Raw genomic sequence first — 24,390 nt, forward strand, 5'->3', positions numbered from 1 at the left:
AAGCGTCAGTTATAAAAAAGACCGTGAGCAAGCTCGTAATAATTTGAGCTTGCCCACAGTCTGGCCTACTTCGTTTAATGAACGAGGTAAGTTTCTTTTTCATGGTCATTAATAAAGTAACAACTTCCCGAAATTCTTTTACATTGTTTTTTCACACGTGTGACCGCATCCGACAATTGATCAACAGATTCAAATTGTTGATATTGATTAGTAATAACCGCAATGGATAGCGTAGTACAAGATAAAGGCTCTAGTTTACCAGCCCTATTTTGTACTTGTAAGTAGGTTAAATCCTCTACATCATAAAAGCTTAAAATACATGCATCAAACTCATCAATAATCCTTTGACAGAGTGGCGCAGCCTCATAATGCGGAAGAATTGCAACGAAATCATCTCCACCAATATGCCCTAAAAAATCTTCTGTACAAACTATATTTCTTTTCAAAATATCTGTTAAATACAGTAAAATTTTATCCCCTTTATTAAATCCGTACGTATCATTGTAAGATTTAAAATGGTCTAAATCGAAATATATTAAACTATATTGCGGTAGCTGTAATGCTTCCTCTAACTTTTCATCAATTAATTTATTGCCAGGAAGACTGCTTAATGGATTTAAAAAACTAGCAATAGCTACTTGTGTGTCTACGAGCTTTAACAGTAGTTCCCGAATACTCACTACACCATAATATAAGTCATTTTTTGTTACAATCACATCATCATATAAGTCCTCTGGCGGTCTAGACATTGCTAACGTACTGACTTCTGTTATAGGTATATTGCGATCTACCATTAAAGGATTCTCTTTAATAATAAGCTGATTATGCCTCCCCATAAACAAATTATAGCCATAGCGTGTACCAATTTTTTGATAGAAATGTGTACGTGTAATATGCCCAATTGGTTTGTCTCGAACAACAACCACACTACGTAATGACAGATTACTTGTAAAAAGTATATCCACCTCTTGATTTTTCACAAATTCATCAATACAAGGAACGTTTTCTATGACTTCCCCTATCATCATGGTCATCCATCCTTATTTTCCCCAAATGTATTTCCTTTGCGGGTTTCCCTATCGCATAACCTTGCGCATAGTGGATACCAATATTACGTAAATAATGTAGCTCTTCCTGGCGCTCAATACCCTCTGCAATAATTTTTGTCTCAGCCTGTTCTGCGTATCGCATCAGCAATGTAACAAGCTGCTGCTGCTCGCTGTTTTTATCAATAAATTGTATTAAGGAACGGTCTAGTTTAATAAATTCTGGCTTTAAGTAAATTAGAGTTTTCAAACTATTATAGCCTGAACCCATATCATCCACTGCAATCCGATAGCCCTGTGATCGATAATGTGATAATACACGTTCAAACTCTACAAAATCTACCACTGCACTACGTTCAGTTAGCTCAAATACCACCTGCTGTGGTTTTATGCCAAGCTCCTTTAATAACTGCAAGGTTTCACCGCTATGGTAGTTCTTATCTAGTAACACATTAGGATGTATATTAACAAATACTAAAAAATCTCTGTTTACCCATTCTCCGTGCAGCCGTTCTTTGAAACGCTGTAATGAAAGATTGCGACAAAAGCATTCAAATAAAAATACGCAGTCTGTTTGCCCAACAAATTCATAAAACTGATCGACACTATTAAACAATTCTGAAGGCTCTGGACGATTCAGTGCCTCAAAACCAACCGTTTGCCTCGTCTGTAAATCGACAATAGGCTGAAAGTAAGTATGTAAATTCTTGTCCTGAATAATTTGCTTCAATGCTTTTAAACGTTTTATATAGAGCGTATTGTTTTGATGCTGCCCATATAAAAACTTTAAATAAGAAAATAAATTACTTGTTTTTATGCTTTGTCTCACAACAGACTCCATTCTCGCACCTCTTAAATTGGTTATTAGGGTCTATTGTAAGCTTTCATTGTAAATACACTGTGAATTTCATGTAAAAAGAGGTGTCTCTAGCACTAGATTTCCTTTTCAATAGTTGACATTGCTCTATTCAAAGTAATCTTAATCACTTGATAGAATAGTATATTTTTCATAATATAAAATATATTCAATCAATTCATTGATATATATTGCAAATAGTGTATGCTTGTAATAATAGTATTTTATTACCTTTTATAAAAATTTATTATTTTATTGTGAAATAATAATACATTCCCATAAACTAAGGATGATATTTATAAAAACACTCATAGCGTCACAAATAACCCGATGCGCAAATCTCATCGGACTCCAAGGAAGCACCTAGTCGGAACCCTCATGTTATGGCCATAGTTCTTTATAATAGAATATCTGTTCTTTTTAGGGAAACCTATTTAGATAAAAACTATTTTCAAGGGAGGATCCTGTTAATGAGTTTGTCGATTCAACAATTATTGGAGAACAAAGGAGTTACACCAAAATCTGAACACCTTGAACTTCTAAAAGCACGGTGGGAAGGTATGCAATCCCTTCGTGGTAATTTAGAAGGCATTGCTATTGATGATGCTGATATCGCTATCCGTAGCATCCCTGGAGGTGACCACATTGACAACTGATTTACACTTAAAATCTGTTGAAGAGTTAGCACCTTTACTTGAAACTAAAAAACTCTCTCCTGTCGAGTTGACGAAAGCAATTTTAGATTTTGCTGAAGAAAGTCAGCCTAAAATTAATTCATACATGGCTTTTTATCGTGAAGAAGCCCTAGTACAAGCACAAGTGGTAGAAAAAGAAATTTTGAATGGACAGTATCGAGGAATATATCACGGGATTCCTATGGCATTAAAAGATAATTTGTACTTTAAAGATAAGATAACAACGATGTCATCAAAGATTCATCAGGACTTCGTTTCAAATTATGATGCGACGGTTGTAGAAAAGCTTCGTAATGCCGGTGTTATTTTCACAGGTAAATTAAGCATGCATGAGTACGCATGGGGCATCACGAATAATAACCCTCATTACGGACCCGTTCATAATCCATGGGATTTAGATAAAATCCCTGGCGGTTCTAGTGGCGGCTCTGGCGCAGCGGTTGCAGCAGGGGCAAGCGTTGCATCATTAGGTACAGATACTGCTGGCTCTATTCGAATCCCTTCATCAGCCTGTGGGATTGTCGGCTTAAAGCCTACTCATGGGCGCGTAAGTAAATATGGTTGCTACCCTCTTGCTTGGAGCTTAGACCACATTGGTCCAATGACAAAGACAGTAAAAGACGCTGCCGGCTTACTTGAGATTATTTCTGGATTTGACCATAGAGACCCTACCTGTACAGACGTTCCAACAGAGAATTATGTACAGCAAATCTCGGGTAATGTGAAGGATTTAGTCATCGGCATCAACGAAGAGTATTTCTTTAACCGCGTAGATTCAGATGTAGAAAGGGCTGTACGAGCAAGTATTCAAAGCTTAGTGAATCAAGGGGCAAAAGTTGAAATCGTTCGCATCCCATCCCTGCAATACGCAGAATGGGCAGAGCTCGTTACTTCCCTTTCGGAGGCAGCGGCAATTCATCATTCCGATTTACAGAAAAGACCACAGGATTTCGGGGATGATATTCGTCTGTTATTTGAACTAGGTGAATTACCGTCTGCCGTTGATTACCTACAGGCTCAACAGGTACGACGACAAATAAAACAAGAGTTCACACAGATTTTTAATCAGGTTGATGTGCTTATTACACCTACATTACCTGTAGTGGCAAGTACTATTGGTGATGACTTTGCATATTTAAATGGTGAAAAAGTTGATTTAATTGATAATATTATTCGATTTACAGGCCCAAGTAACTTAACAGGGTTACCCGCCCTTTCCGTTCCTTGTGGCTTTAAAGGTAGTTTACCAGTAGGCCTCCAAATCATTGGTCCAGCCTTTAAAGAAGGTCGTATTCTTAACGTTGGTTACGCCATTGAACAAACGAATCCAATGAAAAATAGAAAACCTAATATTTTCGCTAATATCTAAACTTAATAATATGAAAGAATCTGCTTACTTTCCGGACTTTGTCTGTAGAACTTCAGCAGATTCTTTTTTAATTGGCTGGTTTATCAGTGATTCGAATTGCCTTAACAGCTATTTCACTGGGCTTATCAGTTATAATAAGAAATAGAAGCTCTATCAAAAGAAAGGTTGTTTGATAGCCTAATGAACGTAGAGAACTTTTTACAACTGCCAATTACAAAAGATTTTACAGTCGTTGCAGGTCGCAATGGTTTACATAAACCCGTTAAAAATGTGGAAATTCTAGACTTTGAATTTTCGCCTGATATTCAAACTGTGAGAGAAACAATTTTCACACCGAATAGTGTTGTTTTAAGCAGTTTATTATTCGCAAAGCAAAAGCCAGAATATTTATGGAATGCCGTGAAAAGTCTTATTGAGCTAGGGGCAAGTGCTTTAGCTTATAAGCCTGTCATCTATGAGGATTTACCAGAGGAAGTGCTAATCTATGCAGATGAACAAAATTTCCCGATATTGCGGTTTGGCGGAGACGAGTTTTTTGAAAAGATTATTTTAGAAACGATGGCCTATGCGAAAACACAGGATTATTCATTCTTTTTAGAAACGATTATGCGACGTCTTATGGAGGAAGAAGTAACTGATGAACAAATAAAGTCTATATTACAGCAAATCAATAAGCCCTTTGAAAAATATGTATTTGTAGCTAATGTTCAAACGCAAGATCATACATATAGTCAATGGATGCAATCTCTTTTTCAATTAGAGCCTCTATTGAAATCTGGTATGATGTGTACCTATAAAAAGAGTCTTTTTATTGTAATGACCCATCCATCACAGTCATTTCAATTTGAAAAACTTCTCAATGAATGGTTGTCGATGTATGCAATCTCAACTGAATCAATGACCTTTGGCTATGGTCGTTGTCACGTAACACAAACAGAATTTCCTATTGCTATGCGTGAAGCTTTTTATGCACGTATCATGGCTGAAATCGAAACGACTTCTATATGTCATTATGAGAACCTCGCTTCCGATCGTTTGTTAATTGAATTACATCGTAAGGACGCTACATTTGCTATGGACTATGTAAATAGCTATCTTGGTCCCCTGCTTGAGGAAAAGGCTGATCCAGATTTAATGCAAACAGCAATAACCTATGTCATAAAACAAGGCAATATTAAGGAAGTAGCCGTTGCTCATTTCTGTCATCCAAACACTATCCGTTATCGTATGTCAAAAATACGTCAGCTAGTAGCACCTTTAGAAAATGATTATGTTTTTTATGAGCGTGTAGCTGCAGCCGTTAAATTGTACTTATTACATAGCAAAATGAATGTCGAGTGACCGCTTTGGAATAAGTACAAAAAAACGCCTGAATTTTTAGAATTAAAATCAAACTATTTTCTTCCACCTCATGCTATTCTATTGAAGTTAGGAGGACGAATGATGAAACAATACATAGCTGATAGTATGCTATTAGTCACTGCAATCGTTTGGGGTAGTGGATTTGTAATAACGGCTATTGCATTAGAATATTTAACAGCCTATCAAGTAATGGCAGGCCGATTTTTATTAGCTTCGATTATACTGACGGTCTTATTTGGATACAGATTAAAAAAAGCTTCTAAATCAGTTATTTGGAAAGGTATTTTGTTAGGGACCATTTTGTATATTGCCTTTGCCCTTCAAACAGTAGGGCTACAATATACAACACCATCTAAAAATGCATTTTTAACCGCTGTCAATGTCATTATTGTTCCATTAATTGCGTTTGCGGTTTACAAGCGGCGTATAGATGGCTATGAGATGATCGGTTCGATTTTAGCTATTGTCGGCATCGGTTTTTTATCTTTACAGGGCTCACTGACGATGAATATTGGAGATGCGCTTTCCTTAGCTTGCGCTGTCGCCTTTGCCTTTGATATTTTTTGTACGAACCTTTTTGTCCAAAAGGAAGACGCCATTGCTCTTACGATTATTCAATTTATCACAGCATCTTTTTTAGGTGTTTTAGTAGTAGTCAGTCAAGGCGATATCCCAACTACTCTTGAAAAAGAAGCAATCTATTCAATCGTTTACTTAGCCATTTTTTCAACTACTCTCGCCTATCTTTTTCAAAATATTGCAAATCAATATACATCTGCTACAAAGGCAGCTATTATTCTGTCTACAGAATCCTTCTTCGGTATGGTGCTATCCGTTATATTCTTACATGAAGTATTAACAGGTCGGATGGTTGTAGGGGCTGTAATGATTTTACTCGCCATATTAATTGCAGAAGTAAAGCCAGCACATCCTAAAAAACGAATGATGAAGAGCTCTCGATAACGAATTTTAAAATAGTTTCAGTCCTACACTGAAGCTATTTTTTATTAAACACGGCTAGTCATAATACTTGTAGTAATCCCTGCTACCAAAATTGTAATAATAGAAAGCAATAATGTACTAGAAGATAAAAGCAATCCCCCTATGACGATGACGATTGAATCTATCATAAAAATAAGCATCCCGACATTAATTCCGGTTTTATCACTTAAAAATTGTGCAATCAAATCTGTACCACCAGTGCTTGTCTGAAATCTAAGCATCAAACCAACACCAAAACCCATAAGTATCCCTCCAAATATGGCACTATAGATGGCCTCTACATGCATAAGATTCCGGACGGGCTTTAGTAAATCGATACTTAGAGAATAGGCGAATAATCCATGTATACTATTGTAAAAATACGCCCTGTATTTATACCAAGAAATAACAAAAATTGGAATGCTGATAACAATGATCATTAAACCTATTTTAAGCTTATATATATAGTGCAAAATAAGCGCAATCCCTACAACGCCCCCATCTAAAATTTGATAGGGTGTTAAGAATAAATTAATTCCTAATGATACCGCGGCACTTCCAATAAGAATGACCAAGCCTTTCGTAAAAAAATACATACAACACCCCTCCGAGACTTGCATGTTTTTATAGTATGAAAAAATCGATTTGAACATGTTATTGTTCACGTCTGTCGGTGTCATAGTATTAATATTTTTTATCGAGCTCGGTCGCTAAATTTCTCTGTATTTAATGAAAATTGGTGACGAAGCACATTGGTTACTATGGATTGCGTGAACACAAAAAAACGCCCTTCTGCATATAAACAAAAGGGCAATGTTAGAAAAACTATTTGCGTTTTACCTTCATTCGATCTAGCAAAAATCCACCTTTAAATGATTTAGGCTCGTATGAAATAATAAAAGCATTCGGTTCATAATGCTCAACAATTTGGAACAACTCTGTCTCACGATTTCTCTTTGTTAATATTTCATATTTATAGCGATTACTATCTCGCCCCTCACCAATGTAAATCGTGACTGCAAACCCTTCACTACGAAGAAATCTCACAAGTTCCTCATTCTTATTTTGCGTATTAATAGTCGTATAAACGTAGCCTATCGCTAGTTTACGTTCAATTTTTGCCCCTAAAAATATTCCTAACCCAAAGCCAATTGCATAAAAGACCATAGCTAACATACTTTGTTTTCCACTAAAAACAAGTGAAAGGCCAAATACATACACTAACATCTCCAGCATACCGAATATGGCGGCAAGGAAAGTAACATTCTTCACTAAAAGTATTGTACGTAGTGTTAAAAAAGGCACATAAATTAATTGAAGTATTAAAATCAGAATTATACTTTGCATTTGTAAGAGACCTTTCAAAAAGTAGTTTTATATACAATAAATGTATGTCGAGATATCGACTTGCATTCTATTAAGATGCAACTATTTTCTAGATTCCCTTACAAATAGAATTTAAACATTTACTTCGCATAAAAAAATGCCATCTACTCTAAGAAGTAGATGACATTTTATTGATTATAGAAATCTTTTAAGCTTCCCCATGCATCGGGTCTTCCTTATGCTTAGGCCCAATCATGTTGAATAAAATATTAAGGATTATCGCTGTAACCGAACCACAAACGATACCGTTAGATGTTAGAAGAGATACACCCTCTGGCAGTGCATCGAAAATTCCTGGTACAACTGATACACCGACACCAAGGCTAACTGCGATTGCAGCAATCATGGCGTTTTCCGCTGACTCATTCATAACAGGTACTAGCATTCCCATACCTTGAGTTATTACCATACCGAACATCGCTAGCATTGCCGCACCAAGTACTGGTGTTGGAATAATCGTTGTTAATGCTGCGATTTTTGGTAGGAAGCCAAGTGCTACTAGTAAACCACCTGTGATGTAAATGACTTTACGGTCTTTTACGCCAGACATACGTGTAAGTCCCACGTTTTGTGAGAATGTTGTATATGGGAAAGCGTTGAAAATACCACCGATCACAGAGGCAAGACCTTCAGAGCGGTATCCACGTGATAAATCTTTTGATTCTAATTTTTTATTACAAATATCACTTAGTGCAAAATAAACTCCTGATGATTCTACTAAAGAAACCATTGCCACAAGTGTCATTGTAATGATTGCAGATGCATTAAATGTTGGCATCCCAAAATAGAATGGCTGAACCATGTGTAATACGTCAGCATTTGAAACTGGGCTAAAATCAACTTTCCCCATAAATGCTCCTAGGATTGTCCCCGTCACTAATCCCACTAAAATGGAAATTGCACGGATGAAGCCTGTAGAAAAACGATAAACGACTAAAATAATAACCAATGTAATAAACGCTAAAGTTACATTAGAACCAGATGCAAAATCTGCTGCACCTTGTCCACCTGCCATATTGTTTAAAGCTACTGGTAGTAAAGAAATACCGATAATCGACACCACCGAGCCTGTAACAACTGGTGGGAAGAATTTTACTAACTTACCGAAAAAGCCTGCAATAATCATAACGATTAAACCTGATGCAATAATAGATCCATAAATATCAGTAATACCTTGTTCAGGATTTGTACCGATTGCAATAATTGGACTTACTGCTGTAAATGTACAGCCTAGTACTACTGGCAAACCAATACCGATGAATTTACCTGAATACACTTGTAACAGCGTTGCGATCCCACACATCATAATGTCAATCGCTACTAAATACGTCATTTGTGCTGAATCAAAGCCAATTGCCCCACCGATAATCAGTGGAACTAAAATGGCTCCTGCATACATCGCAAGTAAATGTTGAATAGCTAGCGTCGTCGATTTAACGGTATTCATTACGCATTAGCCTCCGCAGCAAATGTTACTTTGCCATCCTCAAGAGAATCTACAATTGCTAATGATTCCACACGAACCCCTTGCTGGCGTAATAATTTCCCGCCGTCTTGGAAGCCTTTTTCAATAACAATACCTACACCAACAACATTTGCACCAGCTTGTGCTGCGATATCAAGCAAACCTTTGACAGCTTCCCCATTAGCTAAGAAATCGTCTACAATTAGAATGTTATCATCTTCATTTAAGAAATTACGTGATACTGAAATATCATTTGTTTCATTTTTTGTGAAAGAATGTACTTTTGAAGAATAAAGATTATCTGATAGTGTTAATGATTTACGTTTACGTGCAAACACTACCGGAGCACCAATTTCAAGCCCCAGCATAACAGATGGTGCGATACCTGAAGATTCGATCGTTAATATTTTTGTAATGACTTGATCAGAAAATCGATTTGCAAACTCATGACCAATTTCCTTCATAAGCATTGGGTCAATTTGATGATTTAAAAATGAGTCTACTTTTAATACAGATGAAGATAGAACTTTACCCTCTTGCATGATTTTGTCGTGTAATAACTTCATTTCCTTGATAGCCTTCTTTCTTATAGTAATAGCTTTTTATGAGCAAATAACCGAAAGCGCCACGTCAGCAGCACAGAAAATACTCATTCTAAGTAATAAAAAACGCTGAATACCTTGATTCCAATCATCTACGAGTGGAGCAAAGCATTCAGCGTAAAAACGTCGAAACGAATAGAAAACATCTTATAAGAAGTAATCTAAAGCATTGCTACCCATAGTCGATTTATTTACGGTAAATCGGTAGAAACTCGCGAGCCATATTCTCGCTATTATATGAGTGAAATATTATTCAATTATGCCTCGGCATAATTGCGTCCTGAATCGGCTTTGTGCTTGCACAAAAAACTCCTTTCCGATTCCATGACATCCGCCGGAGGCTTTAACTTCTTTCGGCGGGTGTTTGGACCCGCTGAAAGAAGTTAAGCTGTAAGAACTTCCGCATCTTTATGACGCCTTAACGTCATTTCCAAAAATGGTACTTTATTCGGTATGTGCTTAGATCTCACACTGAACAAAGTCTATATTTTCGGAATTTACTGTTATTCTAGTAAATTTCAATTGCAAACGTTCGTGTTTTATAATCAACGTTATGATTATATCAGACTATTTTCGAGCTTGCTAGTCATTATTTTGATAAATGGAAAGGCACTGTCATAATGACGATATTTCTGTGAAATAACAGCGAAGTGCGAATCAATAGACTCGATTGATTGTGTAACATATGATGCCACCCTTTTTTCGGTAAAAACTGTGGGATGATCACTGTTACTTGATGGCCTGTTTTCGCACAATGATGTTCAACCTTATCAATAAACTTCATCAACGGCTGTGTAATACTTCGATATGGTGAATAGTATGTTACAAGTCTTATATTTGGCTGCCAAGCTTTCCATTTCTCCTCAAACTTTTTTGCGTCAGCTTGATCGAAAGCTACATAAAAGGCAATAATTTTATCAACGTTTAATGACTGCGCGTAATGCAATGTGTTTTCGACTACTTTCGTAATACCAGCGACAGGGACAATGAAAACATTACCCTCAACATTCGGTAATTCTTCATTATCTAATCTTAGTTGCTCACCAACTGTTTGGTAATGCTGCTTAATACGGTGAAACGTATAAATAATAATAGGTAAAAAGATGAACACTGGCCATACTTGAGGTAATTTTGTCACAAAAAACATCATAGCTACAATAAAGGAAATGGCCGCTCCAATCGTATTGATCGTAAATTTAGCAACCCAGCCTTTTGGTTTTTCACGCCACCATTTTCGCATCATTCCAGCCTGCGCTAAAGTAAACGGAATAAATACACCAACTGCATAAAGTGGAATCAAATGCTCTGTTGTTCCATCAAATAAAATAATTAACACAATGGCAGCTAGACCAAGCATCAGAATGCCATTTGAATAGCCAAGTCGATCGCCACGAATTTGGAATATTCTTGGGATAAAACCGTCTTTCGATAAATTTACAGCTAGTAAAGGAAAGGCCGAATAACCTGTATTCGCAGCAAGTACTAATATCATCGCTGTTGTTCCTTGTACTATATAATAAAAGAAGTTACGACCTACACTTGCCTCCGCGATTTGTGAGACAACCGTCTCTTTCGCATTTGGGGCAACTCCATAAAAATAAGCTAGACTCACAATACCGATAAATAGCACTGCCAAAATACCGCCCATAGCCAATAATGTTTTAGACGCATTTTTTGGCGCTGGATCTCTAAAATTAGGAATAGCATTTGAAATGGCTTCAACACCAGTTAAAGCTGAGCTTCCTGATGCAAATGCTTTTAATAATATAAATAGACTAATACCCGCAACTGGAGTACCAACCTTTGGATGCAATTCTGCAGGAACCTGCCCTGTTACTACGTTATAAGCCCCTACCCCGATTAACATCAGAATCACTACCACAAACAAATAAACTGGATACGCTAAAATGGATGCAGATTCTGTGACACCACGTAGATTTAAAATCGTTAAACATATAACAAAAAACACAGCGATTACAACGTTATGTGGATGCAAGCTTGGAAATGCCGAAGTAATGGCATCTGTTCCAGCCGATACGCTTACCGCAACGGTTAAAATATAATCAACAAGCAATGATCCACCAGCGACTAGACCAGCATTGACACCTAAATTTTCCCGAGAAACTACATATGCTCCACCACCATGTGGATACGCATAAATAACTTGACGATACGAGAAAATAAGTGCTGTCAGTAACACAACTACCCCAGCAGCAATCGGTAGGGAATACCAAAAAGCAAGAGTACTTACTGTCATGAGTACAATTAAAATTTGCTCAGGTCCATACGCTACTGATGACAAAGCATCAGACGATAATATGGCAAGTGCTTTTGTTTTACTAAGCTTTTGTTCCCCTAACACATCAGATCTCAATGGTTTACCGATAATATAACGTTTTAATGAGGATTTCATATTTGACACCTTCTAGTTTCATAGAATGTGTTTCGCATTTCTAAATCGATTACACTTAAGCATAATCGTTTTTTGTACCTTTCACCGGGGCCTTGTTTTACTTTCAGAATGAAGATAAAAAAAATCTACAAGTCATCACTAAATAAGACTTGTAGACACTCATTCGTCTGCCAAGCTCCACTTTTCTGCTCTTAACGCTTACGAGGTTAGCTGTCGGATTCGGACCTGAGTAGCCCTACCCTTCAATAAATGAAGAGATTCACCCCAAGGATTACCTTGTAATCCGTAAAAATTGGGTCCCCCGCGTCATTGCTTCAGCGATTTAGAAATTTGAAACTTTTATAATGATGTCATATTACGCCTGTAATTAAAAAAAGTAAAGATGAAAAGAATGGTTTTTCAAAAAAAATTTTCACTTGATATTTCGAACAGTTTTTATATTATGGCCTCCAAAATTCTCTATCAACTTTTGGTGGTGAATTATTATTTAAAGAATAACATTTTAATATTGGTTGAAAATATGTGAATAACTGAATTGGATATCCAATCAATTATTCCTCAGCATAAATGCGTCCGGCGGAAGTTTTAGGCCAACAGATGTTTTTTGCGCGAAAGCGAAGCGGCAGCGGCAGATGTTTTTTGCGCGAAAGCGAAGCGGCAGCGGCAGATGTTTTTTGCGCGAAAGTGAAGCGGCACCAACAGGTGTTTGGACACACTCTGAAAAGAGGTTAAAAAGCTCCTTATAAGTATATTCTCTCTTTTAAAATAACAAAGTACATTAATCCTTGATCGTTTTCATTTGAGTCGAATATTCCGCTATAACGCTTCCATACATTGATACAAAAGCAGAAATCTTCAATTAAAAACGGTTTACTATATCACAAACATTTCGAATTAAATAAAAAATAAAACAAACTTCTTCACATTTTTGGATTCTAGCTATAAAATAGTACTATGCATTTTCCTCTAGGAAACTTTATTTCACTCGCGATACTCTTTGAAATGAGGGAACAACATGGTTCAAACGAAAAAATCATCCGCTGAGGCGGTTTTAAATGGAGAAATAAAAGGTTGGCGACGAATCTTACCGTTCCTTGGCCCAGCATTCATCGCAGCAGTTGCCTATATCGATCCAGGTAACTTCGCAACAAATATTACAGCAGGTTCACAATATGGATATTTACTGCTTTGGGTAATCGCCTTTTCTAATTTAATGGCGGTGTTAATTCAATCTTTGTCAGCAAAGCTTGGTATTGCGACAGGTAAAAATTTACCTGAAGTAGCACGTGAACATTTTTCCAAAAAAACTTCTATCTTTTTATGGATACAGGCCGAATTGGTCATTATTGCAACAGACCTTGCAGAGTTTATCGGTGCTGCACTAGGGCTGTACTTGTTATTTAATATTCCAATGTTACCTGCAGCGCTTATTACAGCGGTCGGCTCATTCGCTATTTTAGAATTACAGCGCAGAGGCTTTAGAGCGTTTGAAGCAGGCATTTCTGGCATGGTGCTTATTGTCGTATTAGCATTTGCATTCCAAACATTTTTAGCACAGCCGAATTGGGGCGAAGTAACAATAGGCATGTTTACACCGCGCTTTGATGGAGTAGATTCTATTTTACTTGCAACAGGTATTTTAGGGGCAACTGTTATGCCACACGCTATTTACTTGCATTCTTCATTAACACAAAGTCGTGTCGTTGGCCGAAATGATACTGAAAAAAAACGTATATTTCGTTTTGAGTTTATTGATATAATCATCGCGATGATTATCGCCGGTGCCATCAATATGAGTATGCTTGTTATTGCTGCAGCAGTATTCCATACGCAAGGCGTAGTAGTTGAAGATTTAGATATCGCTTATAACGGTTTAAAAGAGGCGCTTGGTCCGATGGCGGCAGTGTCTTTTGGTCTTGGACTTCTCATTGCAGGTCTTGCTAGCTCTTCAGTCGGTACACTTGCAGGTGACGTTGTAATGCAGGGCTTTATAAGAAAGAAAATTCCACTCTATTTACGCCGTGCTATTACAATGCTACCTCCTTTGATTATCATTGCATCCGGTGTTAATGCAACTTATGCACTTGTCCTAAGTCAAGTTGTTTTATCCTTTGGTATTGCATTTGCTCTTGTACCGCTTGTAATGTTTACAAGTAAGCGTGATATTATGGGAAGCCTTGTTAACCATCGTATTACAACCATATTAGGATGGATTGTCGTGGTAATTGTAGTTGCTTTAAATCTTTATTTATTATGGCAAACAGTATTTGGTTAACAAAAATGCCAGACACAAAGACCTTAATTTGGTTTTGTGTCTGGCATTTCTACATGTAAGAAGCTTACTGCATAACGTGTGGTTGATTTCCGTTACGACTGGTCGCCCAGTCGTAACTAAGATCAACTTATATATGGTATACAATTGTCCCCCTACTACGATGCGCAATTTTTTTACCCTTATATATCGATCTTCTCAATATTTCGAAATGATGAGTAGGCCACGCCTATACCGATGATAGCTAAAGTGATGGGTATGAAAATAATATCATACAAAGTGAAATTACCCGAATTTGATGATACGGCCGATACGATTAATATAGATGATACAATCGTTGCCGGAATGGAGTATTTTCTCATACCGAAATACAATGGTATTAATGCGATGCATGATGCTGAAACTGCATTCATGATCATAGCGGGAATTCGTTGTATTATGAAAGAGAATGTTAATGTATCCGGAAGCAATTGGAAACCCTCACTAACAGCACAAAAAATCGCTGTTACAAAAATAGTCGATAAAATAATTGCACTAAAGGTAAAAAGAACAACAATGGCTAGCTTTGAAGCAATTAATTTTTTTCTACTTATTGGATACATAAATGCTACAGTGATGGTTTTATATTTGAATTCTCCAATAATGAATTTGGCGATTAACACACTAGCAAAGATAATAAATACTGCCCTTACACCTGAATCTATAAGGCCAAATGCCATCTGATAAGTTCTAAAATCTTGATCCCCTTCTATTTTAGTAATAAATATAAGCATAAATATAACACCTAGTATTATAAAATTTGCCAAAACGGCTTTTTTTATATATGAACCAATATGGTATTTTTTCATTTCTAGACGCATTAAATTAAGCACTAGCGACACCTCCATTGATTAACTTCAAGAAATAATCCTCTAATGAGCTTGTTTTTTTGCTAATGCCCTCAATTTCAATATCATGCTCAATCAATGTTTTAGATAGTACCTTTTGTGAAGCAGCCGAATCATAAATTCGAATACAATTGTCATCCATTAGTTTGAAATTAGTGATATTTAATTTACTTTCTATAATAAAGGCAGCCTTTTTCCCATCATTGACAATCACTTCAATATAATCTGCTTGACTACGATTGACAGCATCCATTGATACTTCCTTAATTAATCTTCCATCTTTAATAACCCCAACTGTATCTGCCAATTGTTCAATTTCACCCAAAATGTGACTAGAGATAATAATCGTAATTCCGTACTCTTTACAAAGCATCTTGAATAGTTCTCGAAGCTCTTTAATGCCAACTGGATCTAGTCCATTAATCGGCTCGTCTAAAATAAGTAATTCCGGCTTCGTAATAATTGCACGTGCAATACCCAAGCGTTGTTTCATCCCAAGAGAAAATTCTTTTACTCGTTTCTTCTCAGTGTTTTTTAGTTTTACTAAATCTAGAACATGAGCAATCTCTTTCTTGTCATAATAGCCCATATATTCACAATGTAATTCTAAGGTTTCCTTTGCAGTTAAATCTTCATAAAAAATCGGGTATTCAATAATCGTCCCCATTCTTTTCAGCACATCGTATGAGTGGTCCATTAATTTTTCACCAAAGATTTCAATATCTCCACTCGTTGGCTTCGTAAGGTTTGTTAGCATTTTCATAACTGTGGTTTTTCCGGCACCATTAGGACCTAAAAAACCGTATATTTCTCCCTTTTTTACATGCATAGTCACAGCAGAAACGACTTCTTTTCCCTCAAACACCTTCGTAAGCTGACTTGTTTTCACAATATATGTCATGTAGATCTCTCCCTTAAATTTAGCTATCCTTATTATAAAAAATGAAACTCTCTAATTTATTACTTGATTCTTACAAATTTCTTAAGCGCAGAAGAAAAGCTTGTAAAGCATTTAATATGCTCTACAAGCATGACTGCTCAGTATGTCATTCGTTTTAAAGAAACTGTAAAAATGGTCTTCTCATATGGGATACTGGAAAGCTGGATGGAGCCCTCCATTAATTCTACAAGACGTTTTGTAATGGTTAAGCCTAGGCCACTCCCCTGAAAGGATTTATTTCTAGAATCCTCAAGTGTATACATTCTTTCAAAAACATTATCAATATGATATTCGTCGATCCCCTTACCGCGATCCCAGACATCAATAAAAATATTCGTATCATCATTTCTTACTGTGAGCCCAATGATGTTCCCCGACGCCCCATAGGCAATAGCATTTGACAGTAAATTATTCAAAACCCTATCTAACGCTTCTTCATTGCCAAGTGCATATACTGATATCTCTGGTATTGTTATATCGATCTCTAGCCCCATAGACGTGACCATATCGTAAAATGATAAAATATTTTTGCGGCAAATTTCACTTACATTAATTTTCGTCATTGGATAATCTGTATCTCCGGCCTCCAATTTTGCCAAATCAAAAAATGTATGGATTATTTTTAATACTTCCAATGTTTTCGAATGAACGCCAGTGAGCAATCGTCTCTGCTCGTCTTCACTAAGTGAGTGACGAAGCTTCAGCATTTCCGTATAGCCTAATACAACTGTTAAAGGTGTTTTAAGATCATGTGAGATATTGGCTAACATCTTTTTCATAGAACTTTCCATTTTTCGATGTGTCGCCAGCACTTTTTGATTGTGGTCTAGCAGCGCATTTATCGCAATCAGCAGCTGCTGTATTTCTTGATTTGCTGTCGATACTAAAATCTTCTCACTTGATTGTTCATCAATAATGTCTTCCAGTTTTTGATGCATGTATTGAATCGTAGCGTTCTGTTGTTTTTTTGCTCTCACCTGAAAAATAATAATTCCTACGAGTAACACAATAATTAGTAATAGAAATATAATCATCTATTTATCCTTCAAATTTATAGCCAATTCCCCAAAGTGTTTTAATATATTGAGGATTGGATGGATCGTCTTCAATTTTTTCACGTAATCTTCTTATATGTACATTAATAATATTTTCATCCCCATAGTAAGCATCATTCCAAATCAATTGATAAATTTGCTGCTTTGTAAAAACTCGATTACGATTTGTCACGAATAATTTTAAGATGCCAAATTCCTTTGACGTGAGCTTTACTTGTTGTCCATTCTTCTCAGCTGAAAAATTAACAAGGTCGATCGATAAGTTGTCTATCTCTACTATATCTTTCTTCTCCTCCACTTGATTGGAGTATTTTGTAGCTCTTCGAATTGCGGCTTTAACGCGTGCTGAAAATTCCAGCATCGAGAATGGCTTGGCGATGTAATCATCTGCCCCTAATCCTAATCCTAACGCTTTATCAACATCACTATCCTTGGCTGACATAATGATAATTGGAAGTGATGCTTGCTCTCGTATAATCTTTAAAACTTCTAATCCATTAAGTTTCGGTATCATAATATCCAAGATCACTAAATCAAAGGGATTGTTTAAACAATTTTGTAATGCTTCTTCTCCATTTACTGCAGAGGTAACAAGAAACCCCTCCATCGTTAAATAGTTTTCTACCATTTCGCGAATGGCTTCGTCATCTTCTACTAGTAAAATATGCTTTTGCACTTTCATGCACCTCTTCCTAATATAAAGCATTTTATCAATTGCCATTTATATAACAGTTTACCATATTGAGGTTGAGCACCAAAAGTAGGTGATAAATTCGAGAAACTAAAGCTCTTCCTTTTTAATCGTTCACTTGTAGTAATTTTTCTGGCAAGATTGTTCGTTCAGAGGTACAAATTGATTAATATTTTTTATCTATAAAAAAACTGCCCTGCAAGTCATTTTTTTCTATGACTCACAGGACAGTTTTATTTTTTATTATTCAACTTTTAAATCACATTTCTCTAATGGAAGCATTTTTGTTTTATGCTTGATTTTATAGCCAAGCCATAACAGTAAGAACAGTGGAATACCGATATATGAGACAAGGACTCCGTACCAATCTATTGTATTACCCATAAAGGCATTGTAGTTTTGTCCAATAACAACAATCATACAAACCGTAAAGGCAAATAGCGGGCCGAATGGGAATAGCCTTGCTTTATATGGCAATAATTTCGGATCTAAGCCCTGTACCTCGAACGCTCGACGGAAACGATAATGGCTAAATGCAATCCCTAACCAGGCAATGAAGCCAGACATCCCAGAGGCATTTAGGAGCCACATATAGACCACACCATCACCAAAGAATGAAGCTAAAAATGCTAGGCAACCTATAGCTAAAGTCGCCAGTAATGCGTAAATTGGAATACCTCGACGGCTTAGTTTAGTGAAAATTTTCGGTGCATGTCCATCTACTGCTAATTGCCAAAGCATACGTGACGATGCGTAAAGCCCTGAATTCCCTGCTGACAGCATTGCCGTTAAAATGATAGCATTCATCAATGATGCAGCAAAGGCAATTCCTAAACGATCGAACACCAATGTAAATGGTGAAACAGCGATATCTTCAGATAATAAACGTGAGTCTGTAAATGGAATCAGCATCCCAATTGCAGCAATCGCTAAAATATAAAACAATAGAATTCGCCAGAACACAGACTTAACGGCTTTCGGAATATTTTTACCAGGGTCATCTGTTTCCCCTGCTGTTATTCCAAGTAGCTCTGTCCCTTGGAATGAGAATCCCGCAGCTAAGAAAATACCAAATGTAGCAAGGAGACCTCCGTGGAATGGTCCATCACTAATGAAGAAATTCGTAAAGCCTACAGGAGCGTGTCCTCCTAAAATACCAAAAATCATTAAGAAGCTGATGATAATAAAAACGATTACAGTTACAACCTTTATCATTGCAAACCAGTATTCACTTTCACCATAGCTTTTTACTGATAATAGATTGAACGTTAAAACTACTGCAATAAATAAAACAGTCCAAAGTGCGGATGAGCTATCTGGGAACCAATATTTCATAATTAATGAGACAGCAGAAATTTCCGCTGCAATTGTAATTGCCCAGTTATACCAGTAGTTCCAACCAAGTGCAAAGCCTAAAGCCGGGTCTACAAATTTTGTTGCATACGTACTAAATGATCCCGATGATGGCATATAAGCTGCCATTTCACCTAAGCTCGTCATTAAAAAATACACCATGATACCGATTAATGCATAGGCGAGTAGTGCACCGCCTGGACCTGCTTGTGCAATGGCACCACCACTAGCTAAAAACAATCCTGTACCGATTGTACCGCCTAATGAAATCATTGTAATATGACGGCTTTTTAATTCTTTTTTCAGCTCCGGCGCTTTATGGCCGAGCTGATTGACTTTTATTTCACTCACAATATAGCTTCCTTCCTTTTAAGAGGCAAAAAAATGCCATCACATGAACGTTGCTGTGATGGCTAAGTAAATCCTCTGTTCTTTCAAAATGATAGCTCAACACGTTGTCCAAACGTGACAGTTCTGTTCCTTTCGGAGACAGCCCCAGCATGAGGTTTTCAAGTCCCCTCACACTTCGGCAGTATTTCCTTTCAACTAATATCTCAAATGCTTGTCATTTCCATTAGTATACTCTTAAATACCGCGACCTCTACCTCAATACAAACATGAGGCATATAAATATTAAATTTATGATGGATATTAGTTTAACATACGACCTATGACATTTCAATAGCCTGTTTAATGTTCTGTATTTTATGAATTTTCCACTATTTTTATTATTATGATAAAGTGGTATAGTGATTCAATTATAATTGTTCTAACAAGGGGGATTTATTTGACTACTCATGAACATACCGATACTTATCCTAGCAGGAAAATTAGCTGGAAAGGTACAACCTTATTACTAGTTATCGGAGTAATTTGTATTGCCTCGACATTACGAATGCCGCTAACAGTTGTTGGACCTATTATTTCCTTTATCCGTGAAGACCTTGGCATATCCAATGTACTAGCGGGCTTTCTAACAACGATTCCATTGCTAGCATTTGCAATTATTTCTCCGTTCGCACCAATTGTCGCACGTAAATTTGGATTAGAATTAACATTATTTTTATCAACTATTCTTTTAGCTGTAGGAATTGTCCTACGCTCCCTTGGTACAACTAGTTTACTCGTATTTGGTACTATGCTAATTGGTATAGCCATTTCATTCGGTAACGTACTAATTCCGGGGTTACTTAAATTGAAATTTCCCTATCACGTAGGTTTACTTATGGCATTTTTCACAATGTCGATGAATTTGACAGCTGGACTCGGTGCTGGTATTAGTTATCCTATTGCTGATTCATCACTTGGTTGGCAAGGTGCACTATCAATTGCACTTGTTCTTGTGGTATTAACCATTTTAATTTGGATTCCACTGCTGAAATTTAATAAACCTGAGCCTCCTATTAAAACGACGAAAGAGCGTGCACCATTATGGAAATCGCCTGTTACTTGGGCAGTAACGGGGGCTATGGGATTACAATCATTATTATTCTATACAACCGCAGCTTGGATTCCTGAAATATACATAGCACAAGGCTTAGCAGCAGATCGTGCAGGCTGGATGTTTTCCATCATGCAATTTTCACAAGTTCCAATGGCTTTAGCTGTACCTATTATTGCAAGTAAAATGACATCTCAACGACCTCTCGTATTAATGTTTACGGTATTTTACTTAGTTGGCTTTATCGGGGTAGTGATGGAATGGACAAGTCTCGCTGTTCTATGGATGGTGCTACTAGGCTTAGCAGGAGGGTCTTCATTCGCATTAGCAATGATGTTCTTTACACTACGTACCCGTACAGCTTTTGAAGCGGCTGATTTATCAGGTTTTGCACAATCATTAGGATATTTATTAGCCGCAATCGGTCCTATTTTATTTGGTTATTTGCATGATTTATTCGGTAACTGGAAAACCGCTGGATGGTTATTTATTATCGTTGTATTGATACTTTTCTTATGTTCATTTAGGGCTTCTAAAAATGAATATGTGAATTAAAAAAGGCAGCTCATAATCTTATTTCAACGGAAATAAGTTAAAAGTGAGCTGCCTTTCCCTATTAATAAGGTGGTTTCTGATAAAAATAGTTCGGTGTATTGTAAACATTAACATAAGGTTTATGGTAAATGTGAGTTGTAGCTGGTGAAAGAGGTGGAATCAACCACGTCCAATTACCTGTAACCTTACGATTTGCTGTTACTTCTGTTTCCTCAAACAATTTAAATTGCTGTGCAGCTGTATGATGATCCACAATGCTAACACCGTCTTCTTTAAAGGAATGTAGAACGGCAATATTCAGCTCAACTAATGCACGATCACGCCATAGAGAAGCCTGTTTAGTCGTATCGAGGTTGAAAATTTCCGCTATAGCAGGCAGCATATTATAACGCTCATGATCTGCTAAATTACGTGCCCCAATTTCTGTTCCCATATACCAACCATTAAATGGGGCTGCTTCAAAATCGATACCTGCCATTTGGAAACGCATACTCGAAATTATCGGCACTGCATACCATTTTAATCCTAGCTTCTCTACTTGAGCAGATTCCGGATGACGAATCGGTACCTCTAGTACATATTCGTCAGGAATAGTAAACACTTGTGGTTTCCTTCTATCCACCTGTACAACGATCGGAAGCACGTCAAATGCGGTTCTCTTACCTTGCCAGCCAAGTGACTCACATACTTTTGTAAACTCAATAGAATGTGGATCACCAACGATTCCCCATTCCGTTTCATAGCCAGCATAACGGATTAGCTGATGATTCCATACACGAACTCGCCCTGGTGCGAAGATCGTTATTGTTGGACGAATTTTCCCACCATTTGTTGCATATTGAATATGTTCAAGCAATGCGTTGAAAATATCTTCTTCTTTTGAAACATCTCGGGCATCAACAACATGCAGCGATTGCCAAAACAATCGACCAATACACTTATTACTATTACGCCATGCTACTCGTGCACCAAAGATTAATTCTTCCGTTGTCGGTATATATTCGCCTGCTATTTTAATTTGCTGTAATTTATTTTCTAGCCATGTTTCAGACTCATTTTGCTCTACTTGATAAAGTTCTAAAAAGCGCTGTACTTCATGTAAATTCATATCGAATTCCTCCATCTACCCTCATATTAGAGGAATGAAACTATAATCACCACGAAAAAATCAGCCAGAAAACATACATATTTTATATATGAAATACTTTGTTCAATATTTCTTATCATGTCTTCTATTTTTCTAAAACTAAAGTTATTTATGGATTAGGGTTTCCATTTTGAGTAGACATTATTAAAATCAGGGGAAATTACAGAGAAAAAACTATTGAATATAGATTTGCCGTTTTTTTACGCCTAAGTAGGTAATACACGAGATCATTAGGACTCATTTACTCTCCTTTGCAGTATTTAGGAGTAGACGTTATTAAGTGGCACTTCCTTACCGCATGATGATCTTTGTTTGTCAGTATAGTACGCATAAAAAAAGCATGTCGCACTAATGTGCAACATGCTTGATGACCCGTACGGGATTCGAACCCGTGTTACCGCCGTGAAAGGGCGGTGTCTTAACCACTTGACCAACGGGCCGTGGCTCCGAAGGCAGGACTCGAACCTGCGACAACCTGATTAACAGTCAGGTGCTACTACCAACTGAGCTACTTCGGAATAATGGTGGGCCTAAATGGACTCGAACCATCGACCTCACGCTTATCAGGCGTGCGCTCTAACCAGCTGAGCTATAGGCCCATTATTTTTTGGAGCGGGTGATGAGAATCGAACTCACGACATCAGCTTGGAAGGCTGAGGTTTTACCATTAAACTACACCCGCAAATGGTGGGTCAGGACGGAATCGAACCGCCGACACTTAGAGCTTCAATCTAATGCTCTACCAACTGAGCTACTGACCCGGAAAAATGGAGGAGGTAGAGGGATTCGAACCCCCGCGCGGTGTTACCCGCCTGTCGGTTTTCAAGACCGATCCCTTCAGCCAGACTTGGGTATACCTCCGGAAATTATATAAATGGTGGAGCCTAGCGGGATCGAACCGCTGACCTCCTGCGTGCAAGGCAGGCGCTCTCCCAGCTGAGCTAAGGCCCCAACAATCAGGAAAGATGGTCGGAATGACAGGATTCGAACCTACGACCCCTTGGTCCCAAACCAAGTGCTCTACCAAGCTGAGCTACATTCCGATATTATTAGGCTTTATTGGCGCGCCCGACAGGAGTCGAACCCATAACCTTCTGATCCGTAGTCAGACGCTCTATCCAATTGAGCTACGGGCGCATTTATAAAAACTGATGAGCCATGAAGGACTCGAACCTTCGACCCTCTGATTAAAAGTCAGATGCTCTACCAACTGAGCTAATGGCTCAAACTAAGAAATGAATGGCTGGGGTACTAGGATTCGAACCTAGGCATGACGGAATCAAAATCCGTTGCCTTACCGCTTGGCTATACCCCAATTATTAAATGGGGCGACTGATGGGAATCGAACCCACGAATGCCGGAACCACAATCCGGTGCGTTAACCACTTCGCCACAATCGCCACTATATGTAATCATAGTATTGTTTGATAACGAGTACCTCGTAACCTGGCAGGGGCAGTAGGAATCGAACCCACACCAAAGGTTTTGGAGACCTCTATTCTACCGTTGAACTATGCCCCTAAAATGGTGGAGGGGGACGGATTCGAACCGCCGAACCCTAAGGAGCGGATTTACAGTCCGCCGCGTTTAGCCTCTTCGCTACCCCTCCAAGGGATGGTGCCGGCGATAGGAGTCGAACCCACGACCTACTGATTACAAGTCAGTTGCTCTACCAACTGAGCTACACCGGCAAAAAAAAAATGGCGGTCCCGACCGGGATCGAACCGGCGATCTCCTGCGTGACAGGCAGGCATGTTAACCGCTACACCACGGGACCATAATGGTGGAGGATGACGGGCTCGAACCGCCGACCCCCTGCTTGTAAGGCAGGTGCTCTCCCAGCTGAGCTAATCCTCCTGGGTATAATGCCTAGC

General features: G+C 37.8%; 19 protein-coding genes, 17 tRNA genes and 3 riboswitches. Of the genes, 6 read left to right on the plus strand and 30 right to left on the minus strand.

Translation table 11 applies throughout. The features are described from left to right. Positions 1–74 precede the first annotated feature (74 nt). Both ACFVT8_RS22525 and ACFVT8_RS22530 read right to left on the minus strand, forming a co-directional pair. Complete coding sequence (locus tag ACFVT8_RS22525) at positions 75–1,028, minus strand: GGDEF domain-containing protein (RefSeq protein WP_387085705.1); 954 nt, start codon at positions 1,026–1,028, stop codon at positions 75–77. Next, positions 988–1,887 (minus strand): EAL domain-containing protein, encoded by a 900-nt coding sequence (locus ACFVT8_RS22530; protein ID WP_387085708.1) that lies wholly within the window; start codon positions 1,885–1,887, stop codon positions 988–990. The genes ACFVT8_RS22525 and ACFVT8_RS22530 overlap by 41 nt, the downstream gene beginning before the upstream one ends. 485 nt (positions 1,888–2,372) lie before the next feature. On the opposite strand from ACFVT8_RS22530, the gene ACFVT8_RS22535 reads away from it, so the two are divergent. The 4 genes from ACFVT8_RS22535 (at position 2,373) to ACFVT8_RS22550 (ending at position 6,291) form a co-directional block, all read left to right on the plus strand. After that, on the plus strand, positions 2,373–2,558 hold the full coding sequence (locus ACFVT8_RS22535) for a hypothetical protein (RefSeq protein WP_387085711.1): 186 nt from the start codon (positions 2,373–2,375) through the stop codon (positions 2,556–2,558). Further along, on the plus strand, positions 2,548–3,966 hold the full coding sequence (locus tag ACFVT8_RS22540) for an amidase (RefSeq protein ID WP_387085714.1): 1,419 nt from the start codon (positions 2,548–2,550) through the stop codon (positions 3,964–3,966). Before ACFVT8_RS22535 ends, ACFVT8_RS22540 begins: the two co-directional genes overlap by 11 nt. Before the next feature lie 180 nt (positions 3,967–4,146). Continuing rightward, positions 4,147–5,307: a PucR family transcriptional regulator gene (locus tag ACFVT8_RS22545; RefSeq protein ID WP_387085717.1), complete on the plus strand. Its 1,161-nt coding sequence runs from the start codon at positions 4,147–4,149 to the stop codon at positions 5,305–5,307. Positions 5,308–5,409: 102 nt separating this feature from the next. Then, a complete protein-coding gene (locus ACFVT8_RS22550; RefSeq protein WP_387085720.1) occupies positions 5,410–6,291 on the plus strand; it encodes a DMT family transporter in 882 nt (293 codons plus the stop codon). A 44-nt stretch (positions 6,292–6,335) separates the two neighbouring features. On the opposite strand, the gene ACFVT8_RS22555 is transcribed toward ACFVT8_RS22550, so the two are convergent. The 5 genes from ACFVT8_RS22555 to ACFVT8_RS22575 all read right to left on the minus strand — a co-directional run bounded on the left by ACFVT8_RS22555 (position 6,336) and on the right by ACFVT8_RS22575 (position 12,175). Then, positions 6,336–6,905, minus strand: coding sequence for a YitT family protein (locus ACFVT8_RS22555; protein WP_387085723.1), 570 nt, complete (start codon positions 6,903–6,905; stop codon positions 6,336–6,338). Between the two features lie 229 nt (positions 6,906–7,134). After that, the gene (locus tag ACFVT8_RS22560) at positions 7,135–7,656 is read right to left on the minus strand and encodes a DUF2179 domain-containing protein (protein WP_387085726.1); all 522 of its coding nucleotides are present in this window, start codon (positions 7,654–7,656) and stop codon (positions 7,135–7,137) included. A 187-nt stretch (positions 7,657–7,843) separates the two neighbouring features. Beyond that, positions 7,844–9,142, minus strand: coding sequence for a nucleobase:cation symporter-2 family protein (locus tag ACFVT8_RS22565; protein WP_387085729.1), 1,299 nt, complete (start codon positions 9,140–9,142; stop codon positions 7,844–7,846). Then, the gene (locus ACFVT8_RS22570; RefSeq protein WP_387085733.1) at positions 9,142–9,726 is read right to left on the minus strand and encodes a xanthine phosphoribosyltransferase; all 585 of its coding nucleotides are present in this window, start codon (positions 9,724–9,726) and stop codon (positions 9,142–9,144) included. Before ACFVT8_RS22570 ends, ACFVT8_RS22565 begins: the two co-directional genes overlap by 1 nt. 195 nt (positions 9,727–9,921) lie before the next feature. Then, positions 9,922–10,023: riboswitch (purine riboswitch) on the minus strand. A gap of 328 nt (positions 10,024–10,351) precedes the next feature. After that, positions 10,352–12,175, minus strand: coding sequence for an APC family permease (locus ACFVT8_RS22575; protein WP_387085736.1), 1,824 nt, complete (start codon positions 12,173–12,175; stop codon positions 10,352–10,354). A gap of 181 nt (positions 12,176–12,356) precedes the next feature. Further along, positions 12,357–12,505: riboswitch (cyclic di-AMP (ydaO/yuaA leader) on the minus strand. A 685-nt stretch (positions 12,506–13,190) separates the two neighbouring features. Here ACFVT8_RS22575 and ACFVT8_RS22580 point away from each other — a divergent pair. Next, positions 13,191–14,450, plus strand: coding sequence for an Nramp family divalent metal transporter (locus ACFVT8_RS22580; RefSeq protein ID WP_387085739.1), 1,260 nt, complete (start codon positions 13,191–13,193; stop codon positions 14,448–14,450). Positions 14,451–14,629: 179 nt separating this feature from the next. On the opposite strand, the gene ACFVT8_RS22585 is transcribed toward ACFVT8_RS22580, so the two are convergent. From ACFVT8_RS22585 to ACFVT8_RS22605, 5 genes are all read right to left on the minus strand, one after another. Next, positions 14,630–15,319, minus strand: coding sequence for an ABC transporter permease (locus ACFVT8_RS22585; protein ID WP_387085742.1), 690 nt, complete (start codon positions 15,317–15,319; stop codon positions 14,630–14,632). Next, the gene (locus ACFVT8_RS22590) at positions 15,312–16,235 is read right to left on the minus strand and encodes an ABC transporter ATP-binding protein (protein WP_387085745.1); all 924 of its coding nucleotides are present in this window, start codon (positions 16,233–16,235) and stop codon (positions 15,312–15,314) included. The genes ACFVT8_RS22585 and ACFVT8_RS22590 overlap by 8 nt, the downstream gene beginning before the upstream one ends. A 137-nt stretch (positions 16,236–16,372) precedes the next feature. Beyond that, the gene (locus tag ACFVT8_RS22595) at positions 16,373–17,308 is read right to left on the minus strand and encodes a sensor histidine kinase (protein WP_387085748.1); all 936 of its coding nucleotides are present in this window, start codon (positions 17,306–17,308) and stop codon (positions 16,373–16,375) included. A gap of 4 nt (positions 17,309–17,312) precedes the next feature. Further along, entirely contained in the window at positions 17,313–18,005 is a 693-nt protein-coding gene (locus ACFVT8_RS22600; RefSeq protein WP_387085764.1) for a response regulator transcription factor, read from the minus strand. A 258-nt stretch (positions 18,006–18,263) separates the two neighbouring features. After that, positions 18,264–19,724, minus strand: a complete 1,461-nt coding sequence (locus tag ACFVT8_RS22605) for an amino acid permease (protein ID WP_387085751.1) — start codon at positions 19,722–19,724, stop codon at positions 18,264–18,266. Between the two features lie 84 nt (positions 19,725–19,808). Continuing rightward, a riboswitch (Lysine riboswitch) is annotated at positions 19,809–19,985 on the minus strand. Between the two features lie 175 nt (positions 19,986–20,160). Between ACFVT8_RS22605 and ACFVT8_RS22610 the strand changes: the two genes are divergently transcribed. Then, on the plus strand, positions 20,161–21,369 hold the full coding sequence (locus ACFVT8_RS22610; RefSeq protein ID WP_387085754.1) for a CynX/NimT family MFS transporter: 1,209 nt from the start codon (positions 20,161–20,163) through the stop codon (positions 21,367–21,369). Positions 21,370–21,430: 61 nt separating this feature from the next. Here ACFVT8_RS22610 and ACFVT8_RS22615 read toward each other — a convergent pair whose 3' ends face one another. From ACFVT8_RS22615 to ACFVT8_RS22700, 18 genes are all read right to left on the minus strand, one after another. Further along, positions 21,431–22,477 (minus strand): nitric oxide synthase oxygenase, encoded by a 1,047-nt coding sequence (locus ACFVT8_RS22615; RefSeq protein ID WP_387085758.1) that lies wholly within the window; start codon positions 22,475–22,477, stop codon positions 21,431–21,433. A 407-nt stretch (positions 22,478–22,884) separates the two neighbouring features. Further along, positions 22,885–22,956, minus strand: a tRNA-Glu gene (locus ACFVT8_RS22620). 1 nt (position 22,957) lies between these two features. Further along, positions 22,958–23,034: transfer RNA gene (locus ACFVT8_RS22625), tRNA-Asn, on the minus strand. Positions 23,035–23,038: 4 nt separating this feature from the next. Then, a tRNA-Ile gene (locus tag ACFVT8_RS22630) sits at positions 23,039–23,115 on the minus strand. A gap of 9 nt (positions 23,116–23,124) precedes the next feature. Further along, a tRNA-Gly gene (locus ACFVT8_RS22635) sits at positions 23,125–23,198 on the minus strand. Between the two features lie 3 nt (positions 23,199–23,201). After that, positions 23,202–23,277, minus strand: a tRNA-Phe gene (locus ACFVT8_RS22640). A 7-nt stretch (positions 23,278–23,284) separates the two neighbouring features. Then, positions 23,285–23,377 (minus strand) — tRNA-Ser (locus tag ACFVT8_RS22645). 14 nt (positions 23,378–23,391) lie between these two features. After that, a tRNA-Ala gene (locus ACFVT8_RS22650) sits at positions 23,392–23,467 on the minus strand. Between the two features lie 15 nt (positions 23,468–23,482). Beyond that, positions 23,483–23,559 (minus strand) — tRNA-Pro (locus tag ACFVT8_RS22655). A gap of 17 nt (positions 23,560–23,576) precedes the next feature. Continuing rightward, a tRNA-Arg gene (locus tag ACFVT8_RS22660) sits at positions 23,577–23,653 on the minus strand. A 15-nt stretch (positions 23,654–23,668) separates the two neighbouring features. Continuing rightward, positions 23,669–23,741: transfer RNA gene (locus tag ACFVT8_RS22665), tRNA-Lys, on the minus strand. Between the two features lie 15 nt (positions 23,742–23,756). Beyond that, positions 23,757–23,831, minus strand: a tRNA-Gln gene (locus ACFVT8_RS22670). A gap of 9 nt (positions 23,832–23,840) precedes the next feature. Beyond that, a tRNA-His gene (locus ACFVT8_RS22675) sits at positions 23,841–23,916 on the minus strand. Between the two features lie 47 nt (positions 23,917–23,963). Next, positions 23,964–24,037: transfer RNA gene (locus tag ACFVT8_RS22680), tRNA-Trp, on the minus strand. 4 nt (positions 24,038–24,041) lie between these two features. Further along, a tRNA-Tyr gene (locus ACFVT8_RS22685) sits at positions 24,042–24,125 on the minus strand. Between the two features lie 6 nt (positions 24,126–24,131). Next, positions 24,132–24,207: transfer RNA gene (locus ACFVT8_RS22690), tRNA-Thr, on the minus strand. Positions 24,208–24,217: 10 nt separating this feature from the next. Next, a tRNA-Asp gene (locus tag ACFVT8_RS22695) sits at positions 24,218–24,293 on the minus strand. A gap of 4 nt (positions 24,294–24,297) precedes the next feature. Continuing rightward, positions 24,298–24,373, minus strand: a tRNA-Val gene (locus ACFVT8_RS22700). Positions 24,374–24,390: the final 17 nt, after the last annotated feature.

Source organism: Lysinibacillus sp. NPDC058147, assembly GCF_042884205.1.
GTDB lineage: Bacteria > Bacillota > Bacilli > Bacillales_A > Planococcaceae > Lysinibacillus.

Excerpts from the sequence above, each read along its gene's own strand:
- ACFVT8_RS22525 (WP_387085705.1), bottom strand. The coding sequence starts at position 1,028 with ATGATGATAGGGGAAGTCATAGAAAACGTTCCTTGTATTGATGAATTT.
- ACFVT8_RS22530 (WP_387085708.1), bottom strand. The coding sequence starts at position 1,887 with ATGGAGTCTGTTGTGAGACAAAGCATAAAAACAAGTAATTTATTTTCT.
- ACFVT8_RS22535 (WP_387085711.1), top strand. The coding sequence starts at position 2,373 with ATGAGTTTGTCGATTCAACAATTATTGGAGAACAAAGGAGTTACACCA.
- ACFVT8_RS22545 (WP_387085717.1), top strand. The coding sequence starts at position 4,147 with ATGAACGTAGAGAACTTTTTACAACTGCCAATTACAAAAGATTTTACA.
- ACFVT8_RS22550 (WP_387085720.1), top strand. The coding sequence starts at position 5,410 with ATGAAACAATACATAGCTGATAGTATGCTATTAGTCACTGCAATCGTT.
- ACFVT8_RS22555 (WP_387085723.1), bottom strand. The coding sequence starts at position 6,905 with ATGTATTTTTTTACGAAAGGCTTGGTCATTCTTATTGGAAGTGCCGCG.
- ACFVT8_RS22560 (WP_387085726.1), bottom strand. The coding sequence starts at position 7,656 with ATGCAAAGTATAATTCTGATTTTAATACTTCAATTAATTTATGTGCCT.
- ACFVT8_RS22565 (WP_387085729.1), bottom strand. The coding sequence starts at position 9,142 with ATGAATACCGTTAAATCGACGACGCTAGCTATTCAACATTTACTTGCG.
- ACFVT8_RS22570 (WP_387085733.1), bottom strand. The coding sequence starts at position 9,726 with ATGAAGTTATTACACGACAAAATCATGCAAGAGGGTAAAGTTCTATCT.
- ACFVT8_RS22575 (WP_387085736.1), bottom strand. The coding sequence starts at position 12,175 with ATGAAATCCTCATTAAAACGTTATATTATCGGTAAACCATTGAGATCT.
- ACFVT8_RS22580 (WP_387085739.1), top strand. The coding sequence starts at position 13,191 with ATGGTTCAAACGAAAAAATCATCCGCTGAGGCGGTTTTAAATGGAGAA.
- ACFVT8_RS22590 (WP_387085745.1), bottom strand. The coding sequence starts at position 16,235 with ATGACATATATTGTGAAAACAAGTCAGCTTACGAAGGTGTTTGAGGGA.
- ACFVT8_RS22595 (WP_387085748.1), bottom strand. The coding sequence starts at position 17,308 with ATGATTATATTTCTATTACTAATTATTGTGTTACTCGTAGGAATTATT.
- ACFVT8_RS22615 (WP_387085758.1), bottom strand. The coding sequence starts at position 22,477 with ATGAATTTACATGAAGTACAGCGCTTTTTAGAACTTTATCAAGTAGAG.